This window comes from Psychrobacter glacincola, from assembly GCF_904846075.1.
GTDB lineage: Bacteria > Pseudomonadota > Gammaproteobacteria > Pseudomonadales > Moraxellaceae > Psychrobacter > Psychrobacter glacincola_C.
The window spans coordinates 622,048-639,562 of the sequence record NZ_CAJGZH010000001.1; the positions used below are offsets into that span (position 1 = coordinate 622,048).

Consider the following 17,515-nt stretch of genomic DNA (forward strand, 5'->3'; position numbering starts at 1 on the left):
TTTGAAGTACGATTTGTACATCTACATTCGGTTTCCTTGTATTAACATTATTATGGATTGACCGAGCGTTTGTTTAAATATTTACATAAAAATATAGAGAAAGTTATGCAAAAAGACAGTGATAAAAATTATAAAAGCTTATTGGTTAAAGTGGAACAGCACGTGGCGACGGTGACGATAAATCGTCCTGAGATACGTAATGCCTTTAACGATGAAATGATTGCTGAGCTAACCGATGCATTTAATACGCTTGGCGCTGATGATGACGTACGTGTCATTGTATTAGCAGCTGCTGGCAAGGCATTCTGTGCAGGTGCCGATTTGAACTGGATGCGTGCCATGGCGGATTATAGCTACGAGGAAAACCTAGCAGACGCGGACAAATTAGCACAGATGCTCAAAACTATTTATGAATGTCCTAAGCCAACAGTTGCGGCTATTCAAGGTGATGTTTATGCAGGCGGCATGGGATTAGTGGCTGTCTGTGATGTGGCCATCGCTGTTAAAATTGCAAACTTCTGCCTCAGCGAAGTGCGTTTAGGCTTAGCGCCTGCAACGATTAGCCCTTATGTCATCAGAGCACTGGGTGCTAGAGCGTCACAGCGTTACTTCTTAAGTGCTGAAGTATTTGATGCTAAAAAGGCACGGCAGCTTGGCTTTATCCATGAACGTGTTAGCGAAGAATGGCTAGCTGATGAGGTCGCTATATTTTGTAGCAAAGTCGTCAAAAACAGCCCTGATGCAGTCAAAACCTGCAAGCAGCTATTACACGATGTCGCTGATGCTCCCATCACTGATAAGCTGATTGCCGATACGGTAAAAGGCATCGCTGATATTCGCTCATCAGAGCAAGGTAAAGAGGGCGTGCAAGCCTTTCTGCAAAAACGTAAGCCGGATTGGTTGACGGCAGATTGATAATGCACGAGAGACAAATGAGTCAATAGACAAGATCTCAAATAAAAACGATAACACACAGGGATAGTTATGTTTTCTAAAATTCTAATTGCCAACCGTGGTGAAATTGCCTGCCGAGTAGCCGCGACTGCCAAGCGTCTGGGTGTCAGCACCGTCGCTGTTTACTCTGATGCGGATCGTGAGGCCAAGCATGTGGCTGTCTGTGATGAAGCCATCTATCTGGGCGGTTCGGCACCAAAAGACAGCTATCTAAAAGGTGATGCGATTATCGCGATAGCGCTTGAGACTGGCGCCCAAGCGATTCATCCGGGTTATGGATTTTTAAGTGAAAATGCTGACTTTGCGCAAGCTTGTCAGGATGCAGGACTGGTATTTATCGGTCCATCGGCTGATGCTATCCGCGCCATGGGCGGCAAATCTGAATCCAAGCGCTTGATGGAAATAGCGGGCGTACCACTGATACCGGGATATCATGGTGACAATCAAGACGCAGAATTTTTGCAGCAGCAAGCCGATAGTATTGGCTATCCTGTCTTGATCAAAGCCAGTGCAGGTGGCGGCGGTAAAGGCATGCGTATCGTTGAAAAAAGCAGCGATTTTGTAGATTTATTAGACTCATGTCGCCGTGAAGCCATTACCAGCTTTGGTGATGATAAAGTGTTGGTTGAAAAATACGCCTTAAAACCGCGCCATATCGAAATCCAAGTATTTGGCGATACGCATGGCAACTATGTGCATTTGTTTGAGCGTGATTGTTCCGTACAGCGCCGCCACCAAAAAGTATTAGAAGAAGCGCCTGCACCGGGTGTTGATATTGCGATGCGTGAGGCGATGGGCACCGCTGCCATCGAAGCGGCTCGTGCAGTCGATTATGTCGGCGCAGGCACGGTTGAATTCATCATTGAGCAGCGCGAAGATTCTATGAATTTTTATTTCATGGAGATGAATACACGCCTGCAAGTTGAGCATCCAGTCAGTGAAGCGATCACGGGTGTCGATTTGGTCGAGTGGCAGCTCTTAGTCGCGGCAGGTCAGCCATTGCCAAAAACCCAAGCTGATCTGACTATCAACGGTCATGCAATTGAAGCGCGCATCTGTGCTGAAAATCCTGACAATAGCTTCTTGCCCGCGACCGGTACGTTGTTTACGTATCAAAAACCTGAACACAGCACCTTTATGATTGATAAAGATGGTACTGGTGTGCGTATCGATGATGGCGTGCGCGAAGGCGATGTGATTAGTCCGTTCTATGACTCTATGATTGCCAAGCTCATCGTCCATGCACCAACGCGAGAGCAGGCATTAGCCAAGCTTGATCGGGCTCTGGCACAAACCCGTATCGTGGGTTTGCCGAATAACGCGGCATTTTTACGTTATATCTTAAATACAGAATCTTTTAGCAAAGCCAATCTTGATACGGCATTGATTGAGCACGAGCGTGATGCAATTTTTAATCAGCAGCCTTTGGCATTATCGACGCTGGTTGTGACTGCCATTACTCGTCAGCTTGCGAGCGAGATGGCGACGCAAGAGTCAGATATTGATCCATTTAGCAAACCTACTGGCTTCCGTGCTTATAACGATTACACTCGCTCATTTAGCTTGGTTTATGATGAGAATGCTTATACTGCCCGCATGAATAACTGGCACAATTCAAATTGTTCTGATAGTAAAAAAGGCAGCGATAACCTCAGTAGCTTTACGCTCGTTATTGAAAAAGAAGTCGCTAATACGCAGGATATTAGCAATATCAATGTCGCTGCTCAGACCGAAACGGTTTATGAAGGTCAAGTGAGCTATGCCAGTAGCGACGAGCACAATCATACGCTATGGTTAGATGGTGCACGTACTAGCGCGCAAAGCTGGATGCATAATGAGACCGTTTATGTGTTCACAGACAGTGGTCGTGACGAGATTACGCTTGTTGATATTATGGCGCACGTGGGCGAAGAGTCCGCAGCGGTTGGCAGTTTAAAATCACCGATGCCAGGGCAGGTGGTTGCCTTTAAAGTGGCGGTTGGTGATACTGTGAAAAAAGGCGAGCCGTTAGCGGTCATCGAAGCTATGAAAATTGAGCACACTATTACTGCGCCGACGGATGGCGTGGTGGCAGAATTGCTATTTGCAGCAGGTGATTTGGTCGCTGATGGTGACGAGTTATTACGCATAGATGCTGGCGAAAATACTGAGAGCGAATAGCTGACATAGCTTAATAATAGGTAAGTAATAAAAAGGACGACAAGCATGAGCCATTCGTATCTAAACCATTCATATCCAAGTCACGTCAGAATCGTTGATGTCAGTCCGCGTGATGGACTACAAAATGAGTCAACGACGGTACCGACTGAGGTTAAGCAAGCGCTTATCAATGATTTGATTGCAGCCGGTGTCAAAAAGCTAGAAGCAACCAGTTTTGTCTCGCCAAAGTGGGTGCCACAAATGGGCGATAATAGCGCGCTACTTGATGCGCTAGCGCCGACACGGCAGACAGATATTTGCTACTCGGTACTGGTACCTAATATGCGCGGCTTTGAAAACGCCATCATTCATCGTCCTGATGAAATCGTTATTTTTGGTTCAGCAAGTGAAACCTTTAGTCAAAAAAATATCAATTGTAGTATTGATGAGAGTATCGAGCGTTTTGCGCCAGTAGCTGCGGCTGCAAAAGCGCAAGGCATCAAAGTACGAGGCGTTATCTCTTGTACGGTTGGCTGTCCTTATGAAGGCGACATTGACCCAAGCCAAGTAGCGTACGTCACCAAACGATTGGTTGAGATTGGTGCTGAGCAGATTGGCATTGCCGATACCATTGGTGTTGGTACACCGCTCAAGGTACAGCGCGCCTTACAAGCCGCTTTAGAATATGCTGATATCTCTATGCTATCGGGTCATTTTCACGATACTTATGGTCAAGCATTGAGCAATACGCTAGCCGCATTACAAATAGGTGTCAGCGAATTTGATACCTCGGTGGCTGGACTGGGCGGCTGTCCTTATGCCAAAGGCGCAACAGGTAACGTGGCAACCGAAGATGTGGTGTATATGCTACACGGTATGGGTATCAGCACAGGTATCGATTTGGATAAATTGGTCGTGGCAGGCGAGCGTATCAGTGCGTTTTTAAAGCGTCCAAATGGCTCAAACGTGGCACGTGCCTTAATCAATAAACGCCATTAATAAACGTCAGTCTTAATTAGTATAGTGAATTGACTATGACCTCAAAAATGGCATTAGAAATATAGCGGCTTTCAAAAACAGATTAAAATCCGAAATTTAAAAAAATCAAAACACAAGGAATAGTTATGAGTTTACCTGGATTGAATTTTCAGCTTGGCGAAGATATTGATGCATTACGCGATATGGTACAGCAGTTTGCAACCAATGAAATCGCCCCACGTGCTGCCGAGATTGATAGCAGCGATGAATTCCCAATGGATCTATGGCAAAAGATGGGTGATATCGGTCTGCATGGCATTACCGTTCCTGAAGAATACGGCGGCTCTAACATGGGCTACGTCGCACACATGGTCGCGATGGAAGAAATCAGCCGTGCTTCGGCATCGGTCGCGCTAAGCTATGGTGCGCATTCGAACCTATGTATCAACCAAATCAAACGTAATGGCTCTGAGGCACAAAAACAAAAATATTTACCAAAACTGGTCAGCGGTGAGTTCATCGGTGCATTGGCTATGAGTGAGACAGGCGCTGGCTCAGACGTCGTTAGTATGAAGCTAAAAGCTGAAGAGAAAGACGGTAGCTATGTGTTGAATGGTAGCAAAATGTGGATCACCAATGGTCCTGATGCAGATGTGATGGTAGTCTACGCCAAGACCAATCCTGAGCTCGGCGGCAAAGGCATGACCGCTTTTATCGTTGAAAAAGGTATGGAAGGTTTCGGCACAGCGCAAAAGCTGGATAAGCTCGGCATGCGTGGTAGCCATACTGGTGAGATGACCTTTAACAATGTGACCGTACCGAGCGAAAATATCTTGGGCGGTCTCAATGAAGGCGTTAAGGTACTTATGAGTGGCCTAGATTACGAGCGTGCCGTATTGGCCGCAGGTCCTATCGGTATCATGCAAGCAGTGATGGACAATGTCGTGCCTTATATCCATGACCGTAAGCAGTTTGGTCAAGCGATTGGCGAGTTTCAGCTTATCCAAGGTAAAGTGGCGGATATGTATACGATACTGCAAGCAGGTCGTAGTTTCTTATATACCGTCGGCAAGAATTTGGACATGCTAGATCAGCGCGGTGCCGGTCATAGCCGAGAAGTACGTAAAGACTGCGCTAGTGTGATTTTATGGTGTGCCGAAAAAGCCACCTGGATGGCAGGCGAGGGCATTCAAATATTTGGTGGTAATGGCTACACCAATGAGTATCCACTTGGTCGCTACTGGCGCGATGCCAAGTTGTATGAGATTGGCGCAGGTACCAGTGAAATCCGCCGTATGCTGGTTGGTCGTGAGCTATTTAATGAGACTAAATAGTATAAAAATATAATACTATCATCAGCGACTTTCTAAATTTGGCATAACCAGACTAGCTTAGGACAACGGCTGGTTAATAACGAACAATTGTGCTAAGGTATATTTTATTTTTTGATTGACAATAATCGATTAATAGAGTTGCTTCTTAGCCTTTTTTATTCGCCATATTTATAAGATACCGTCTATGCTGCTGACTATTACCACACCTAAAACACGCTTCAAGATAAATCTGCGATTAACTATTATTTCTGTGCTGACAAAAGCGCTATTTCTACTGAGTGTATTTGCGGTACACTCAGCAAATGCTGAGTTAGCAGAAATGTCACCATCGCAACCCGTCATTCAGTTTTCAACTTCTGATGCGAAGTGGGTACATCAACCAAGGTTCGATAGTCGTCACATTCGCAACTTAGAGGGTAATTGTGATCCGGAAGAACCTTGCAAACTCAAACGTGCGGAAATGAAATTTTTATTAATTGTAAATCAGGAAGGTAAAGTTGCAAATATTACCGTATTGAAGAGTAGTGGCTCCGATAAAATTGATAGTGAGTTTATGAGAGAGTTACGCCGCAGTCTTTTGAAACCATTTAGAAAAGATAGTAAGACAGTAGTAGGCAAAGTAACCGTTCCAATAATATTTGAGTATTACTAAAGCTTAAACAATACTAAAAAGCAGTACGCCTTACACGTACTGCTTTTTTTATTTTCAATGTAAAAGTATCTATTGAGTATTACGACTGTTTGGTATGATCAAAATATCGTGCCAGACCGTTCAACAATAAATCATCACGCAAGCGTACTGGACGGTTGACGTGCTGCGAGATAATAGATGCATCACCACCCGTCATGATAACTTCAAAGTTGGGATGGCGATGGCTAATCTCATTGATGGCACCGACGATTGATAATAGTATGCCGCGATGTACCGCATCTTGTGTGGTCATGCCTTGACCCACACTATCAAAGGTGCCATTGGATATGGTGATTTGCTTAGTGCCTGAAAATAGTGATTCACGTTGCAGATAAATACTGGGGAAAATATAACCGCCCAAATGCTCAGCATGATCAATCAAGTCAATGGTCACTGCTGTGCCACAGCCAATCACGCATTGACGTTTTTTCTTATCTACGGCGCCCAGCATCTGTAGCCAACGATCACAGCCGAGCTGTTCGTCATTATAAGCACTCTTCATCAAAGCATGCGCTGCATCGACATGGACAAACTCAAACGGAATATTCAGACGACCTAACGTCTCTGACACTTTAACATTTAAATCGTCGCCCAGCACCGATGAGATACCAATGAAATCAGGCGCATAACGCTCGAAGCGATCGGTCAAACCCATCAGTAGTTCGGCAGGCGCTTGCAAATGTTGCTTGGCATCATGCGCGACTATTTGTCCGATATCATCGGTGAGCCAGTATTTTAGGCGGGTGTTGCCAAGATCTAACCAGAGCATAAAAATCCCTTTATATCGTGCCCATTGGGTCTTTGATTTAAGCTTTATCAATAACGTCGATGCGTCCGGTAAAAAGCGCAGAAATCTTACCGCTATCTTGACGCAATTGCAAACATCCATGTGTATCAAGACCACAAGCATAACCTGTGATACTATCTGTTTTACCGTTATGCTCTTGAGTAACGTGCAAGCGTAATCCTGCCAGTGCATCCATCGACTCAAACTGTTTTAAAAAGCTGTCCAAATTATAGCTTTGACCAGTGGGCTTCTCTAATCCTAAGTGCTCAAAGCGTGTCATCGCGGCTAGCAGGGCTTTACTCATTTGTTGGTAAAGTATTTTTAGGCTTGGCAGACTCACCATATCTGTATCTGGTTCTAGCATTTTACAAATATCCTGTAGGCTAATCGCCTCATAACTCATGCCTTCGCAGGTCTTTGCAGTGAGATTGGGCGTTGCCTGTACATTAAGTCCTACGCCCATCACCACGCCGACCAATTTGCCCGTTTGCGACACGGGTTCTATTAAAATTCCCGCAAGTTTATTAAAAGGTAGGGTCTGTGCTGTCAGTTTAGGCTCATTTGACACTGAGTCAGATGGCGGTTGATAAAAGCCCAAATCGTTTGCCCACTTCACGCCGATGGGCGTCAATTCTTGCGCGCGCAATTGCTCATTTAATATTTGAATAACGGGCATTTTTGCCAGTTCAACGCCGATAATCAGCGACAGTAAACCGCTAATCGGCAGATGAATAGGATGATATAACGACAGATAGACATTGCCGCGCGGTGATTGCCACGAGCGCCCGTGCTGCCCACGACCTGCACTTTGGGTTTCAGCGGTCAGTAGATGCATCTGCGCAGCATTTAACGTGCCATGTTGTACATCTGTTATCAGCTCGCTATTGGTAGAGGCACTGCTGACAAGGTGGCGATGGTTCAGCTGTGGTAAATGATGAAGCTCTAATGAGTCGTCAGAAAAATTGGAAAATAGCGGCATAAGTTTCGTCGATGTGGTTAATATAGCGTGGATAATCTTTGTTATACTGGGCGATTGTCATGAGATTGTCACGATTAGACAGTATCAAATAAACAGCATAAAGGTCGGATTATGATTTAGCAAATGCGATAGGCAAGTGATTATAAAACTAAAGAATTTTTATAAAAATAAGTGTGATAAAAGGCTGATTCGATGATGTTATATGTATGGTTTGTGATTGCAGGCGCATTTGCGGGTGTCAGTGCTGGTTTATTTGGCGTTGGCGGCGGCATGATTATCGTACCAGCATTGGTATGGATTTTTACCGCTTATGATTTTTCACCAGAAGTGGTGACCCATTTGGCGATTGGTACGTCACTGGCGACCATCGTTGTGACCTCGATCAGCTCAATGACTGCGCACAATAAGCGCGGCGGCGTGCGCTGGGAAGTATGGCGCAAAATGGCACTCGGCTTGGTCATCGGTAGTCTGGTCGGTGCTGGTATTGCCGATATGATTGACGGTAAAGTATTGCAAGCCATCATCGGTGTCGGCGCGTTATTGGTCGCTTTAAAAATGCTGTTTTTGTCCAATAAAGAGCAGCTGGGCAAACCGCTACCGTCAGCTGGTCTACAGTTCGGCGCAGGTACAGGGATTGGCATGGCGTCGTCTATTTTTGGTATTGGCGGTGGCAGTTTAACCGTACCCTTTTTAAACTGGGCAGGGTTACCGATGAAGCAGTCGGTCGGCACGTCTGCCGCTTGTGGCTTGCCGATTGCATTGGCTGGTGCGGCAGGGTTTGCATGGTTCGGGCAAGATGTGGTCAATCTGCCTGAGGGCACGATAGGCTTTGTGCATATCACGGGTTTTCTATGTATTTCTGTCGCTAGCTTTGCGATGGCAAAAGTCGGTGCGAAGCTTGCGCACCAGTTGCCTGCGCTAACGCTTAAGCGTGCCTTTGGGGTGTTGTTATTATTTGCTGGTGGGCAGCTGTTGTTAAGTGGGATTGGGATTCTCTAGAAATTTATACTCTAACTTAGGCAGTGTTTTTAGGAAGGTGATGAATGGATGTAGTATTAGTGAGTCTTCTAAGTGTTGCTTTAGGGGGAGCAATTTCATTTGCAACGAGTTCTATATTAAATTGGCAAAACCACAAGCGTGATCTTCTAAAGTTAGGACTAGAATATAAAAAAGAAATACAAGTATTTAAACGAGAGAAATATGAGCAGTTGATTATCAAATTATATAAATTAACCTATATGGTTCACGAGGGTATCTACTTTCGCTCTAGAGGTGAAAGTTTAATCGTTCCCATAGAGACGTTTATGATGTTGATGACAGAAGTAGAAACATTGATTATGTTGCACTTCCCATTATTAGAGGAGGACTATGAAAAGTTCTCTAAGCAACTTATCGACTTATACACTGAACTATATGCTGGTAGTTTTGAGCAATGTGAGATCATTAAACAGGCACTTGATAGAGAGGCTGACAAACTATTAAAGGTTATCAAACAATATGCTAATGAATATACACAAATAGCCACTCCTTAGAAGTATCTTTATTTATTTACTATCTTTTATTAATTTTAAAGAAATCCTATTTCTTATCAATCGCATCCAGCCCCAAACGCATCCATTTTCTTGCTAGCTCATCATGGTCGCTGAGCATACTCCACAGCGCATCTTCACTAAAGATAGAGTATTCATCACCTGAATGTTCAATTGGCAGATCCGCTTCACGATCTGCCATCCATTGCGGGTTAAGATAGTAATCTTTCAACTCATTTTGCAAGGCTTCAGCTTGCAAAAACTGCTGCTGCGCTTCGAGTTGCTGGCGATGTAGTTTGCACCATTGCTCATATTTTTGCTGTAGTTCTTGCGGATTATAGTTAGGCATTTTTATACTCTTATTTTTTGATACTTAGACGAATGATTATTATTTTCAGCCCTATTATAGCACCCTTCACAAACCCTAAAAACTCACCACAATTTAAGGTAGAATAGCCGCCTGTTTTTGCTAAGTTTACTGATTATTCATGCGCCTAAAATCCCTAAAGCTGGCAGGCTTCAAATCCTTTGCCAATCCAACGACTTTTACCTTTCGTCATGGCATCACCGCCATTGTCGGGCCGAACGGCTGTGGCAAATCCAATGTGATTGATGCCATACGTTGGGTGCTAGGTGAAACCTCTGCCAAGCAGCTGCGTGGCGGCGCGATGAGTGATGTTATCTTTGCTGGTACGCAAGATAAATCTGCCAAAAGTGTTGCCAGTGTCGAGCTAACCTTTGAGCATACGCAAGATGAACAAAACGGTATTCGCCATGAGTTTAATCTGTATCAAGAACTGTCCGTTCGTCGTCAGGTAAATAAGGAAGGTCGCTCAGACTACTTTATCAATGGTACGCGCTGTCGTCGCCGTGATGTGGTCGATGTATTCTTGGGTACGGGACTTGGCGCGCGTAGTTATGCGGTGATTGAGCAAGGTATGATTGGGCGTATCGTTGAGTCTAGCCCGATGCAGCTGCGTGAGTTTATCGAAGAGGCAGCAGGGGTGTCGCGCTATCAAGCACGCCGTGAAGAAACGCAAAAGAAGTTAGAGAAAACTAGAGATAATTTGGCACGTCTGCATGATATGCAAAGTGAGCTGGTCAGCCAACAAAAGCGTCTGTTTAAACAAGCCGCCAGTGCTGAGCGTTATGAAGAGTTGGCGCTAACGCTTGCGGATATCAAACAGCAGCTTGCCATTCAGCAGCTCTATCAAGCCAAGCATACTCAGCAGCAGCAAAAAATAGCGCATGAGCGCAGCGCCACTGAAGTATCAACTTTACAAGCCAACTATGACACCCTAAAAGCCAAGCAAGATAAACTTGCCGCGCATATCAATCAAGAGCAATGGCTCAAAGACGATGCTCAAAGCGCTCATTATCAGCAGCAGCTAGGCTATCAACAAGCGGAGCACGCGCTGAGCGATGCCAAATCACAATTGACCGCAATTGAGCAGCAACTTGCCAATTTAGATCAGCAGCGTGCGCAAGCAGTGGGTGAGATTGATCGATTAAAAGCCGAGCAAACCGAGCAGCAGAATATATTAGAGGTGTTACGCCCACAGCTCACTGAGTTGACGGGTAGACGTGACACGCATAAACGCAATGAGCAACCGTTACAACGCGCATGGCATGACGCGCAAAACCAGCTATTACGCTTGCAAGATAATGCACGCATGCTTGAACAACAGCAAGCCATTAATAGCCAAGCACAAAAACGCCATCAGCAGAACCATGACAAATGGCAGCGCCGTCAGCAAAACTGGCAAAACCTATGGCAGCAATTACAGCAGTCGCTATCACCAGTTACAAGTGCTGGTTTGCAAGATAATTCTGATACGAATAATTTGCAGCAGACGTTAGCGGCGCAAGTTGCCGAGCTAAACAAACAATTGCAGCAAATTGAGCGTCAGCAAGACAGTGTGAATGAGCGCTTGTCTGAGCTACAACCGCAAGCGCAGGATTTACAACAGCAATTGCACACGCAGCAGCGCGAGTTAAGCGAGGATGAAAAACGTCACGCGGTTTTGGCAGGCGAGTACGATACTTTGCATCAGATATTGCATCCTAAGCCGACACCAAAATCTCAACCGCTTGTTCATGCAAAAACTGCTGATGTTAAAAGTGATTTAGAAAATGAAATAGCTAGCGACTATAGCCAATTGACCATTACCATCTTGCGTGACCAGATTGAGTTAAGCGCGAAAGGGCAGCAGCATGCAGAGCTACTTGATAGCGTATTGGCATTGTGGCTAGATAGCCATGTGCTGGTTTCTAACCAAACTTATCAACCAAATGTTAATAACGTGAGCGCTGACTCTGAGAAACCGCATAGCTTATGGCAGGTGCTTGAGCATGAGTTAAAAGATTTATTTATTTATCAAAATGCGCAAACCAATACAGTGGACAAGTCATCAATCAAAATAGAAACGGGTCATAGCTTGTGGCTATCCGCTAAGAAAAATGAGGTAAATACAAAGCCACTGGTTAGCGAATTGCCTGAGAGTTTGATTGATAAAATACTGCCTTTATCACAGCTGATTAGCGCACCAAACTTAGCGCTTTGGCGGCAATGCTATTTATATATTGCACAGCCTGAGACAGATAATAGGCAAACGTTAGAAGCGCTTGCTGAGATTTTAAAAGTATTGCCATCGTCAGCTATTTTACTAACGACTGACGGCTGGCTTATCAGTCGTCAGGGTACGATGAATCTAAGTAAATTTGCTGGTGCGCAAGATGGACAAAATGGTAGCAATAACAGCAACAGTCAATTTTTAACCCAGCGTTTGCAGCAGCGCAGCCGTTTGCAAGCGTTAGAAGACTTGCTCGATGAGTTTGAGAACAAAATAGAAGCGCAGAAAAAAGCGATTACAAAAGACCAGCGTAACTATGATGCATTAACAGTTAGCTTAGAGGAAACTCGAGCACAAGCTGAGCAATTAACCCGTGATAAGCATCAATACCAGCAACAGCTCACTACTCAGCGCGCCAACGCTGAACGTTTGCAAGCGGACAGCCAACGCCTCAATGCTGACAAAGTTACCCTTGAGCAAGAGCAACAAGAATTAGAGCAAGAACAACAAACGCTGAATCAAGAACAGCAGGATATCCAAAGCAAAATAGCAGCGCTAACGCCACAAATCGCCGATGCTCGTGCGGCAACTCAGCAATTACAAGCGGAGCGCAGTGAGCTAAGTCGTAACCGTCAAGCAGATGATGACGCTTGGCAAGCAATGCAGCTGCGTATTCAGCAGAGCGAGATGCGTCTAGAGCACAGCACTAGCAGTCTTGCTCGGGCAAGTGCGCAATTTGAAAAGTCATTACAAAGCGAGCAAAATCTAAAGACGCGTCATGAGCAGCAGCAAAGTACATTGCCAGCACTGCAAGCTGCATTGCAAACAGCACAGACCGCGCGCGATGAGCAGCAGGCAGTATTAACAGGGCGCGAGACCGCATTAACGGTGCTCAAGCAAGAATATAATCAGCAGCAAGTAGAGCTAGATACGCTACAAAATACCTTGCAAACGCAGCAATCTGAGCTTGCCCGTCTTGCCACTGATCTGGCATTAAGCGCTGCAAAATTAGAGGATGCTAGTAGCCATACGCAAGAAGCGCTAGATGCTTATTATAATGTGAGTCATAAATATAAAGCACAATCAGACATAGCGCAGCGTCCACAGCATCAGCAACAAGTGATGAGCGTCTCAAACTTATTAGCAGATTTTATCGCTCATGATCGCCGTGTGCGCCCAGATAAAATCACTGAGCTTGAGTCTGAGCGCGTGCAGCTTGAGCAGCAGCTAAGCAAAATTGGCGCAGTCAACTTGGCAGCCGTGGCAGAGTTGGCAGAAGTTAATGAGCGCCTACAAGCACTCTCGCAGCAGACCGCAGATATTGCTGCGAGTATGCAGACGTTAACGGAGGCGATTGCTTCGATTGATGAGACCACCAAGACGCTATTTATGCAGACGCTCGATGCCGTCAATATTGAGCTTGCCAATTTATTTGCCAAAGTGTTTGGTGGCGGGCAAGCCAGTTTAACGCTCAATACGGATGATATGCCTGTTAATGCGCCAAAATCAGAACAGTGGCGGGCAGGGCTAAACTTGATGGCACAGCCAAAAGGCAAACGTAATAGTCGCCTTGCTGTACTTTCAGGTGGTGAAAAAACCTTGACGGCACTGAGTTTGATTTTTGCCATATTCAAGCAGCATCCTGCGCCATTTTGCGTACTGGATGAAGTCGATGCGCCGCTTGATGACGCCAACGTCGCCCGCTTTACTAGTCTTATTCATGAATTAGCAGACGATTTGCAGTTTATCTTTATCAGCCATAATAAATTAACGATGCAGATTGCCGATGAGTTAAAGGGCGTTACCATGCCAAGCGCAGGGATTTCTACCTTAGTCAGCGTCTCACTCGATGAGGCGGCACGTTACCTTTCTGATTAAGAGCAGCGCTAAATAGCAAAAATAATTGATAACTGGTAGCAGTTGTCAGTGGTATAGTTAGAAATGATGTGACAATATTACAACGTCACGCAAGTGTGTCAGCCTCACGGTAAACGATGACTATATGGTGACGATATTCATTAGCCATGCTAGACTATTGCCATTTATTCCCTCTTATGTATTCCCTTTTGTCATATATTAGGATGTATCTCTTATGACCGCTATTCAGTTTATATTGATTGCCATTGCCGCATTTATCATGCTTGCAGGGCTATTTATGGTCATTCGTAGCTTTAAGCGCCGCAGCAATGCTGAAGCGGTAGCGGTCAATTATGATAAAAACGGTATTCCTATCATACCGCGCCATGAACGCAACATCGTCGATCAGCCAGACTTGGATGATACAGTTGCTGGCGAAACAAGTATCGCCCCTGATCGCAGTTATCTAAATGCGGTGGTCGAAGACGAGCCTTTGACCCAATCTCATACCCATGTTGATACGCAGCTGACAGCTGGGCATGCGGATGTTAATGACAGCGATACTGACACAATAGATGACGCCGACTATGTGCGCTGGCAAGCAGAGCAGCAGCGTGCTGACAACAGCGAGTTTGCAGAAGCCGCTGAGCAGATGCATATCGAGCAAGAGCAGGATGCGTTTTCAAGCTTGATGTCTGCAACTGACAGCTTGATGCCCTCTATTGATACCGCAGCCGAGCCAAGCTTCGATAATAACAGTCCGATACTCGATCAGCATCTCTCAGAGCCAGTGGATGAAGCGCAAAACGGTCCACTCATCAATGCCAAAGACAACATTAATATCACTATTTTGCCGCATCAATATCGCGACCGTCCAGCCGCAATTATCCGTGGTCGTGATTTATTGGCATTAATTGATAAGTATGGTCTGCGCTATGGCGCGATGAACATGTTCCATCGCTATGAGCAAAAAGATGGCACGGGTATGCTCTGGTTCAGCATGATGGGCATCACCGATAGTGGTATCGCGCCTTTTGATCCGCATAGCGTGGCGACCAATACTTATAGTGGCGTGGTAGTATTCTTATCGCTGCCGCATCCACAAGCGCTGCGTAGCTTCGATAGTATGATGAGTATTGCTTACATGATGGCAAGTGATTTGGATGCCATTATGCTCGATGAAGAGAACGAACCAATCACCCCTGAATACAAACAGCAATTGCGTAACCAAGTTCGCGATTATGAAGGTTAGTTTTAATGTATTAATACAGGTTGATTAATAAAAGCTGATTCATATTAGCAGTATTCTAAAAGGCAAATAGCGATTGACGTTATTTGCCTTTTTAATGGGCTTTAGTTTCTGCAAAATGCTAGAGTCGGTTCAAGATACTTTAGATACAAGGAAGGTGAGTGAAAGTGCTACACATAGTAGACTGAGCGAGCCTGACACAGTATCTAATTTATATAGGATCGACTATATCCGAGCATCCTACAAACTTGTTATCATATCGGCATCTTGAATTGCAAAGAAAAAGACGCCGACTATGACTGACCCTATCTCACCGCTTACTTCCAAAGACATTAATAAAGACATCAATACTGCCAATCCTATAAAAAATAATGATGCTATCGTCACCCAGATGCGCACGTTTATCGATGCGCTCAAGCAGCACAATTATGCCTATTATGTGCTTGATAATCCCATTTTAGAGGACAGCGAATACGATCAGTTGCGCCGCTCTTTATTGGCGCTTGAAGAACAATATCCAGATTTGATACAGCCAGACAGCCCAATCAACCAAGTTGGTGACATGCCGCTATCGGCTTTTACCCAAGTTACCCATGATATTCCCATGCTCTCGCTTGGCAATGTCTTTGATTATGATGAGTTACATGGATTTATGCGCCGCGTGAATGATCGTCTCAATGATGCGCAGAAAAACCCTGAGTATGAGATGGAGCTAAAGCTTGATGGCTTGGCGGTATCACTCAAATACGCTTATGGCAAATTTGTCCAAGCGGTGACACGCGGTGATGGGCAAACCGGGGAGGACATCACCCAAAATGCCAAAACCATTCGCAATTTGCCACTTTGGCTCGCGGCTGCAAGCGATATTCCATTATTAGAAGTGCGCGGTGAGGTGCTGATGCCGAAAGCGGGTTTTGAGCGTTTGAATCGCCTTGCTGAAGAAAAGGGCGACAAAACTTTTGCCAATCCACGCAATGCCGCTGCTGGGAGTTTGCGTCAGCTAGATCCCGCCATTGCCGCCAGCCGTCCGCTCGCATTTTACTGTTATTCAGTCAATCAAGGGTTACCTGAGCATATCAAAACCCAATCAGCAGCGCTTGCTTGGCTAAAGACCATTGGCTTTACCGTCAGTGCAGTCGAGGTGGTGCAAAATCCACGTGAGGCTCAAGCCTATTATGAATCGGTAAAGGAGACACGCGGCGAGCTACCGTTTGAGATTGATGGCATGGTCATCAAGGTAAATAGCTTGGCGTTGCAGCAGCAGCTTGGTTTTTTATCGCGAGAGCCGCGCTGGGCAACCGCTTATAAATTCCCTGCCGAAACGGTCATGACACGCTTGCATGCTATCGAGTGGCAAGTCGGACGCACTGGCGCGATTACGCCTGTTGGTAAATTAGAACCCGTGAAAGTCGGCGGCGTCACGGTCAGCAATGTCACCTTGCATAACTTTGGCGAGATTCAGCGCTTGGATGTGCGTGCAGGCGATATGGTCAGCGTCCACCGTGCAGGCGATGTGATTCCTAAAGTGACCCGTGTTTGGACAGATCAACGCCCAGAAAATTCTGAACCCGTTACATTACCATCGACCTGCCCAGTATGCGACTCACCTGTGGTGTTACCCAAAGATGAAGCGTTGGCGCGTTGCACTGGTGGGCTGTTTTGTCCCGCGCAGCAGGTCGAGGCGCTCATTCACTTTGTCTCGCGTCGGGCAATGGATATCGATGGCTTAGGCGCAAGTTGGTTGATTAGCTTTTTTGAGCATGGCTTGGTGAAGACAGTCGCTGATATCTATCAATTGCACAATCATCAAGACGAGCTGATTACGCTTGAGAAACTGGGCGAAAAATCAGTACAAAACATCCTCAGCGCTATCGAAGCCAGTAAGCATACGACATTGGCGCGCTTTATCTATGCGCTTGGTATTCGCGGTGTCGGTGAGACGACGGCGCAGAATTTGGCGCAGCAATTTGGCGACCTTGATAGCCTGATGGCTGCTGATATCGATAAGCTACTGCAAACGCCTGATGTCGGTGCGATCACCGCTGAACTCGCTTATAAATTCTTCCGCGCACCGCACAATATCGAAGTCATTACTGCACTACGTGAAGCTGGCGTCCACTGGGATAAGGTTGAACAAGTCGCATCAGAAGGATTGCCGCTCGATGGGCAAACGTGGGTCATCACCGGTGCGCTCGATAGCATGGCGCGTGATGAAGCCAAAGCCAAGCTGCAAGCACTAGGGGCAAAAGTCTCGGGGAGCATCTCAGCAAAAACGACTGCGCTACTGGCAGGGGATAAAGCTGGATCGAAGATGGCAAAGGCAGAAAAACTGGGTGTGAAAGTAGTGGGTGAGGATGAGTTTTTGGCGTTGGTTGGGGAGTAGGATAAAACATGAAATGTTATAGAAGTTTTAGTTATAATGACATTTGTTTGATAAAATAGAGC

The 17,515-nt window shown here is 45.7% G+C and carries 13 protein-coding genes; 10 read left to right on the forward strand and 3 right to left on the reverse strand.

Annotated features, from left to right (window positions below):
• Nucleotides 1-105: 105 nt before the first annotated feature.
• From JMW85_RS02700 to JMW85_RS02720, 5 genes are all read left to right on the forward strand, one after another.
• Nucleotides 106-915, forward strand: coding sequence for an enoyl-CoA hydratase/isomerase family protein (locus tag JMW85_RS02700; protein WP_201580878.1), 810 nt, complete (start codon nucleotides 106-108; stop codon nucleotides 913-915).
• Nucleotides 916-984: 69 nt separating this feature from the next.
• Nucleotides 985-3,114: an acetyl-CoA carboxylase biotin carboxylase subunit gene (locus tag JMW85_RS02705; RefSeq protein WP_201580879.1), complete on the forward strand. Its 2,130-nt coding sequence runs from the start codon at nucleotides 985-987 to the stop codon at nucleotides 3,112-3,114.
• 45 nt (nucleotides 3,115-3,159) lie between these two features.
• Nucleotides 3,160-4,092 carry a hydroxymethylglutaryl-CoA lyase gene (locus JMW85_RS02710; RefSeq protein WP_198329629.1) on the forward strand — a complete coding sequence of 311 codons (933 nt, stop codon included), beginning with the start codon at nucleotides 3,160-3,162 and terminating at the stop codon, nucleotides 4,090-4,092.
• Between the two features lie 125 nt (nucleotides 4,093-4,217).
• Nucleotides 4,218-5,405: an isovaleryl-CoA dehydrogenase gene (locus JMW85_RS02715; protein WP_201580880.1), complete on the forward strand. Its 1,188-nt coding sequence runs from the start codon at nucleotides 4,218-4,220 to the stop codon at nucleotides 5,403-5,405.
• A 184-nt stretch (nucleotides 5,406-5,589) separates the two neighbouring features.
• Nucleotides 5,590-6,057, forward strand: coding sequence for an energy transducer TonB (locus tag JMW85_RS02720; RefSeq protein ID WP_201580881.1), 468 nt, complete (start codon nucleotides 5,590-5,592; stop codon nucleotides 6,055-6,057).
• 79 nt (nucleotides 6,058-6,136) lie between these two features.
• Here the strand turns inward: JMW85_RS02720 and JMW85_RS02725 are convergent, their stop codons facing one another.
• On the reverse strand, nucleotides 6,137-6,865 hold the full coding sequence (locus JMW85_RS02725) for a pantothenate kinase (RefSeq protein WP_055123442.1): 729 nt from the start codon (nucleotides 6,863-6,865) through the stop codon (nucleotides 6,137-6,139).
• Nucleotides 6,866-6,902: 37 nt separating this feature from the next.
• Nucleotides 6,903-7,862 carry a biotin--[acetyl-CoA-carboxylase] ligase gene (locus JMW85_RS02730; protein ID WP_201580882.1) on the reverse strand — a complete coding sequence of 320 codons (960 nt, stop codon included), beginning with the start codon at nucleotides 7,860-7,862 and terminating at the stop codon, nucleotides 6,903-6,905.
• A gap of 195 nt (nucleotides 7,863-8,057) precedes the next feature.
• On the opposite strand from JMW85_RS02730, the gene JMW85_RS02735 reads away from it, so the two are divergent.
• Both JMW85_RS02735 and JMW85_RS02740 read left to right on the forward strand, forming a co-directional pair.
• Nucleotides 8,058-8,861 (forward strand): sulfite exporter TauE/SafE family protein, encoded by an 804-nt coding sequence (locus tag JMW85_RS02735; RefSeq protein ID WP_201581229.1) that lies wholly within the window; start codon nucleotides 8,058-8,060, stop codon nucleotides 8,859-8,861.
• Between the two features lie 44 nt (nucleotides 8,862-8,905).
• Nucleotides 8,906-9,394, forward strand: a complete 489-nt coding sequence (locus tag JMW85_RS02740; protein ID WP_201580883.1) for a hypothetical protein — start codon at nucleotides 8,906-8,908, stop codon at nucleotides 9,392-9,394.
• A gap of 46 nt (nucleotides 9,395-9,440) precedes the next feature.
• On the opposite strand, the gene JMW85_RS02745 is transcribed toward JMW85_RS02740, so the two are convergent.
• The gene (locus JMW85_RS02745; RefSeq protein ID WP_201580884.1) at nucleotides 9,441-9,740 is read right to left on the reverse strand and encodes a DUF4298 domain-containing protein; all 300 of its coding nucleotides are present in this window, start codon (nucleotides 9,738-9,740) and stop codon (nucleotides 9,441-9,443) included.
• Nucleotides 9,741-9,879: 139 nt separating this feature from the next.
• Between JMW85_RS02745 and JMW85_RS02750 the strand changes: the two genes are divergently transcribed.
• The 3 genes from JMW85_RS02750 (at nucleotide 9,880) to ligA (ending at nucleotide 17,453) form a co-directional block, all read left to right on the forward strand.
• Complete coding sequence (locus JMW85_RS02750) at nucleotides 9,880-13,842, forward strand: AAA family ATPase (RefSeq protein WP_201580885.1); 3,963 nt, start codon at nucleotides 9,880-9,882, stop codon at nucleotides 13,840-13,842.
• A 214-nt stretch (nucleotides 13,843-14,056) separates the two neighbouring features.
• Nucleotides 14,057-15,073, forward strand: a complete 1,017-nt coding sequence (locus tag JMW85_RS02755; RefSeq protein WP_201580886.1) for a cell division protein ZipA — start codon at nucleotides 14,057-14,059, stop codon at nucleotides 15,071-15,073.
• Between the two features lie 292 nt (nucleotides 15,074-15,365).
• On the forward strand, nucleotides 15,366-17,453 hold the full coding sequence (ligA, locus tag JMW85_RS02760; RefSeq protein ID WP_201580887.1) for an NAD-dependent DNA ligase LigA: 2,088 nt from the start codon (nucleotides 15,366-15,368) through the stop codon (nucleotides 17,451-17,453).
• Nucleotides 17,454-17,515: the final 62 nt, after the last annotated feature.

Coding starts and splice junctions, on each gene's coding strand:
- JMW85_RS02700 (WP_201580878.1), top strand. CDS start 106: ATGCAAAAAGACAGTGATAAAAATTATAAAAGCTTATTGGTTAAAGTG.
- JMW85_RS02705 (WP_201580879.1), top strand. CDS start 985: ATGTTTTCTAAAATTCTAATTGCCAACCGTGGTGAAATTGCCTGCCGA.
- JMW85_RS02710 (WP_198329629.1), top strand. CDS start 3,160: ATGAGCCATTCGTATCTAAACCATTCATATCCAAGTCACGTCAGAATC.
- JMW85_RS02715 (WP_201580880.1), top strand. CDS start 4,218: ATGAGTTTACCTGGATTGAATTTTCAGCTTGGCGAAGATATTGATGCA.
- JMW85_RS02720 (WP_201580881.1), top strand. CDS start 5,590: ATGCTGCTGACTATTACCACACCTAAAACACGCTTCAAGATAAATCTG.
- JMW85_RS02725 (WP_055123442.1), bottom strand. CDS start 6,865: ATGCTCTGGTTAGATCTTGGCAACACCCGCCTAAAATACTGGCTCACC.
- JMW85_RS02730 (WP_201580882.1), bottom strand. CDS start 7,862: ATGCCGCTATTTTCCAATTTTTCTGACGACTCATTAGAGCTTCATCAT.
- JMW85_RS02735 (WP_201581229.1), top strand. CDS start 8,058: ATGTTATATGTATGGTTTGTGATTGCAGGCGCATTTGCGGGTGTCAGT.
- JMW85_RS02740 (WP_201580883.1), top strand. CDS start 8,906: ATGGATGTAGTATTAGTGAGTCTTCTAAGTGTTGCTTTAGGGGGAGCA.
- JMW85_RS02745 (WP_201580884.1), bottom strand. CDS start 9,740: ATGCCTAACTATAATCCGCAAGAACTACAGCAAAAATATGAGCAATGG.
- JMW85_RS02750 (WP_201580885.1), top strand. CDS start 9,880: ATGCGCCTAAAATCCCTAAAGCTGGCAGGCTTCAAATCCTTTGCCAAT.
- JMW85_RS02755 (WP_201580886.1), top strand. CDS start 14,057: ATGACCGCTATTCAGTTTATATTGATTGCCATTGCCGCATTTATCATG.
- ligA (WP_201580887.1), top strand. CDS start 15,366: ATGACTGACCCTATCTCACCGCTTACTTCCAAAGACATTAATAAAGAC.